The sequence below is a fragment of the Streptomyces sp. sk2.1 genome (assembly GCF_008120935.1).
In the GTDB taxonomy this organism is placed as follows: Bacteria; Actinomycetota; Actinomycetes; order Streptomycetales; family Streptomycetaceae; genus Streptomyces.
Window position 1 is genome coordinate 1 of record NZ_RDBO01000061.1, and the last position, 3924, is coordinate 3924.

Sequence of the window (3924 nt, forward strand, 5' to 3'; positions counted from 1 at the left end):
CGCGAAGCTGCGCTGGCGCATCGAGCACGACTACCGCGAGATGAAGCAGGCCCTCGGCCTGGCCCACTTCGAGGGCCGCACCTGGCCAGGCTGGCACCACCACGTCACCCTCGTCTCCGTCGCGCACGCCTTCTGCACCCTCCAGCGGCTGACACGGTCCCCAAAAGGAACGGCGCCGGCCTGAGCCTCTATCAGGTCACCCGCGAACTGCAGTTACTCCTCGCAGTCTGGACCGGCGCCTGCCCCACCTGTCACCGCAACACGCCAGAACCCATCCCGATCTGACCAAGCACTACTAGTGCTCTGACCGGGAAGGTTCGCCGGGTTGGCGCTTGGAGCGGTTGGATGGGCGGTGGACGTCCGTTCCGACCGCTGGAGGTGTGGTGGCTGAGGCTGTGCGAGTGCGCGGACTGACCGACCAGGAGGGGCAGAAGCTGCAGCAGATCGTGCGCCAGGGAAGTACAAGCTCGGTGCGCTATCGGCGGGCGATGATGCTGCTCGCGTCCGCCGGTGGGAACCATGTCCCGGTGATTGTCCGGCTGGTACAGGCCGACGAGGACACGGTGCGGGACGTGATCCACCGGTTCAACGAGATCGGCCTGCACTGTCTGGACCCTCGCTGGGCGGGAGGCCGTTCCCGCCTGCTCAGTCGTGACGACGAGGACTTCGTCGTCCAGACGGCCACCACTCGCCCCACCAGGCTTGGCCAGCCCTTCACCCGCTGGTCGATCCGTAAACTCGCTGCCTACCTGCGTCGCGTGCACGGACGCGTCATCCGTATCGGTCGTGAAGCGTTATGGTGCCTGCTGCTGCGCCGCGGTATCGCCTTCCAGCGCACCAAGACATGGAAAGAGTCTTCCGACCCCGAGCGCGAGGCCAAGCTCGACCGGATCGAGCAGGTGCTGGAGCACTTCCCGGACAGGCTCTTCGCCTTCGACGAGTTCGAGCCCTTGGGAATCCGGCCCACCGCGGGCTCCTGCTGGGCGAAGCAGGGCAAGCCCGACCGCCTGCCGACGACCTGCCATCGCACCCACGGTGTGACCTACTTCCGTGGCTGCTACTGCGCCGACGACGACCTGCTGTGGGGCGTCAACCGCCGCCGCAAAGGCACCGCCAACACCCTGGCCGCGCTGAAGTCGATCCGCGCCGCCCGACCCGACGGCGCCCGATCTGCATTGTCATGGACAACCTCTCCTCCCACACCGGCCAGTACATCCGCCACTGGGCGAAGGAGAACAAGGTCGAACTGTGCTTCACCCCGACCCACGCCTCCTGGGCCAACCCGATCGAGGCCCACTTCGGCCCGCTGCGGCAGTTCACCCTGGTCAACTCAAACCATCGCAGCCACCCCGCACAGAACCGGGCCCTGCATGCCCATCTGCGATGGCGCAACACCCACGCCCGCCACCCCGACGTACTTGCCGCACAACGCCGAGAACGTGCCCGCATCCGCAGCGAGAAGGGCATTCGCCGGGGCAGACGCCCGCTCGCTGGCGCGGCCTGACAGCGCTTCGTGCACATCGCCTCCGACCCATCGAAGGATCCAGAGGACACCCGTGAGCATCCGTACGACGCATCGCGCTCTGCTGAGCCGTCTGCTGCCCGACGACAAACCGGACGACCTGGCAGTACGTCAGGGGCAATTCCACATCGTGGTCATTGGCTCAGACCGCGTTGTGTGTCTGCCCCGCACCCGGGCAGCGGCCGCCCGGTTGCCCCAGCGGGCGGCCGCACTACACGCACTCGCCGGCCTCGACCTCGGCTTCCGCACACCTGAGCCGCTGCTCCAGGGCGGCGCCCACGGCACCGACGAGGCGCCGTTCCTGGTACTCAGCCGCATTCCCGGGGAACCGCTGGAGACCGACGCCCTCAACGGTGCCCAAGTGGTCGACACCGTGGCGGCGCAGTACGCCACGCTGCTGTCCGCTCTGACCCGTGCTGGCACCGAAGAGACGGTACGAGCAGTTCTGCCTCAGGCAGCAGAAGGCCAGTGGCAGCGATTGGCGGAGAACGTGCGCGCGGAGCTGTTCCCGCTCATGTCCGACAGCGGACGCCTGCGGGCCGAGCGGGAACTCACAGCACTCGACAGCCTTCCCCACCTCACCCGAGCAGTGGTGCACGGCGACCTCGGTGCCGAAAACGTCCTATGGGAGTGGACGCACGGCCTGCCGCGCCTCTCCGGAGTACTCGACTGGGACGCCGTCGCGCTCAGCGACCCGGCCGAGGACCTCGCAGCCATCGGCGCCAGCTACGGCCCTGAGCTCCTGGAGCGGGTGCTCACCCTTTGCAGCTGGTCAAACCACGGGCTCCTCACTCGCATCGCCGCGATCCGCGGCACATTTGCCCTGCAGCAAGCCCTCTACGCAATCCGCGACGGCGACGAAGAAGAACTCGCGGACGGCCTGGCCGACTACCGCTGAGGCACACCGGCACATCCGCTGCATCGAGTACTTCACAGCAACAGCAACCCGGCGCACCTATGCGGTCGCAGCACTAGGTTGCGTCCGGGTGGACTCGTAGGACCTTTGCGACCAGGTCGTGGATGAAGTATTCGTCAGGGGCCCGGTTTTCCTTGAGACGGGGAAGGTTGCCGGGGCCGAACCAGTCGTAGGCAGTGTGCTCGGACCACTCCAGGGCAGGACGGTCCAGGTCGCCGTCGACCTCGACGAGGTAATCGGCCTCGTGTCGCTCTCCGACACCGTCGTCGCCGGTCCAAGTGGTGATCCCGAGCAGGCGCTGGACGCTGCGCAGGTGCCAGCCGGTCTCTTCCTCGACCTCACGGGCAAGGGCGTCCAGCAACGATTCGCCGGGCTCGACGTGGCCACCGACAATGTCCCAGCAATTGGGGAAGAGCCGCCTGTCAGGACTGCGTTTTTGGGCGAAGACCCTGCCGTTCCGGTCGAGGACGACTGCTCCGACCACCCAGACCTCGCCGTCGGCAGGTACGGGAATCTCGACGTCGGCGTCCACGGCCACGTGGCGTTGTATGTCTGACATGCCCTCACTGTAGGGTCGCGCCCGATCATTGCCCCTTCCTCTGGCGTGGGTCATTGATCACGGCGGGACAGAGGGCGATTCATCGAACGCTGCGGGCACGCGCAGACTCGGGTCGCGGTTGACGGCGGCAGACGCATACGGACAGAGGTTGAGAATGAACCCCATGGACCATCAGCCGCACCTCGATCGCACGCTCGACGAACTGGACCCGCCCCGCTGGGCTCCTCCTGTCGCCGACTCAACTCAGCTGATCCGCAAGGTGCATGAACTGCGGCGCGTCCCGCTGCGCGCACTTGGCCCGGCGGAACTGCGTACTCTCATCTCCCAGCAGGTCGCACTGCCGTATGTCCTTCCGCTCGCAGTGCGCCTGCTGATCGAGGAACCACTGCTCGACGCATACTTCTACGAGGGTGACCTGCTGCTCGCCACCGTCAACGTCCCTGCCGCGGCCTGGGCTCTGCTGCCTGAACTCGGCGTCCGGCTGCGCGACGTGATCGAGAAACTGCCGGAGGTGGCGATCGCTGACCTGCCCCGAGGCGCCACTGAGGAGATTGCCCGCTTTGCCGCGCGGATCGAATCGCTTCGCTGATCTGACGAAGGTGCGGGCGGGTGGGGTTTTAGTGTTGTGCGTAGTAGAGGGTGTTGTGTGTGGTGTCGGGGAGGTAGAGGATGTCTTTGCCGTCGGTGTTTTGTTGTACTGCGAGCCGGTCCGCGCTCACGCCCGGAGCGGCGGACTGTGAGGTCCAGGTTCCGTCGGTGTTCTGGGTCGCGACGAAGACCTGGTCGGTGCCGGTGGTGGTGATGTAGTAGATCCGTTTGGTGTCTGTGGTGTTCCAGGTGATGCCGAGGGCTGCTGTGGTCTGGGTGTTGGTGTATACGGTTTTGCTGGTCCAGCTGCTGCCGCTCGGGTAGGCGTAGTGCACGTGG

Annotated in this window: 3 protein-coding genes and 3 pseudogenes; 4 read left to right on the forward strand and 2 right to left on the reverse strand. The window is 66.4% G+C overall.

Going from position 1 to position 3924, the window contains the following annotated elements:
- The 3 genes and pseudogenes from EAO76_RS21990 to vph all read left to right on the forward strand — a co-directional run.
- A pseudogene (locus tag EAO76_RS21990) lies at positions 1-184 on the forward strand (IS701 family transposase); the annotation flags it as partial.
- A gap of 199 nt (positions 185-383) precedes the next feature.
- Positions 384-1504 (forward strand): annotated as a pseudogene (locus tag EAO76_RS21995) (IS630 family transposase).
- 52 nt (positions 1505-1556) lie between these two features.
- Positions 1557-2420 (forward strand): viomycin phosphotransferase, encoded by an 864-nt coding sequence (gene vph, locus EAO76_RS22000; protein WP_148837677.1) that lies wholly within the window; start codon positions 1557-1559, stop codon positions 2418-2420.
- Positions 2421-2493: 73 nt separating this feature from the next.
- On the opposite strand, the gene EAO76_RS22005 is transcribed toward vph, so the two are convergent.
- Positions 2494-2997, reverse strand: a complete 504-nt coding sequence (locus tag EAO76_RS22005; RefSeq protein WP_148837678.1) for an NUDIX hydrolase — start codon at positions 2995-2997, stop codon at positions 2494-2496.
- A 163-nt stretch (positions 2998-3160) separates the two neighbouring features.
- Here EAO76_RS22005 and EAO76_RS22010 point away from each other — a divergent pair, with 163 nt between their 5' ends.
- Positions 3161-3586 (forward strand): contact-dependent growth inhibition system immunity protein, encoded by a 426-nt coding sequence (locus EAO76_RS22010; RefSeq protein ID WP_262375652.1) that lies wholly within the window; start codon positions 3161-3163, stop codon positions 3584-3586.
- Positions 3587-3614: 28 nt separating this feature from the next.
- Here the strand turns inward: EAO76_RS22010 and EAO76_RS22015 are convergent.
- Positions 3615-3924, reverse strand: a pseudogene (locus EAO76_RS22015) (hypothetical protein); the annotation flags it as partial.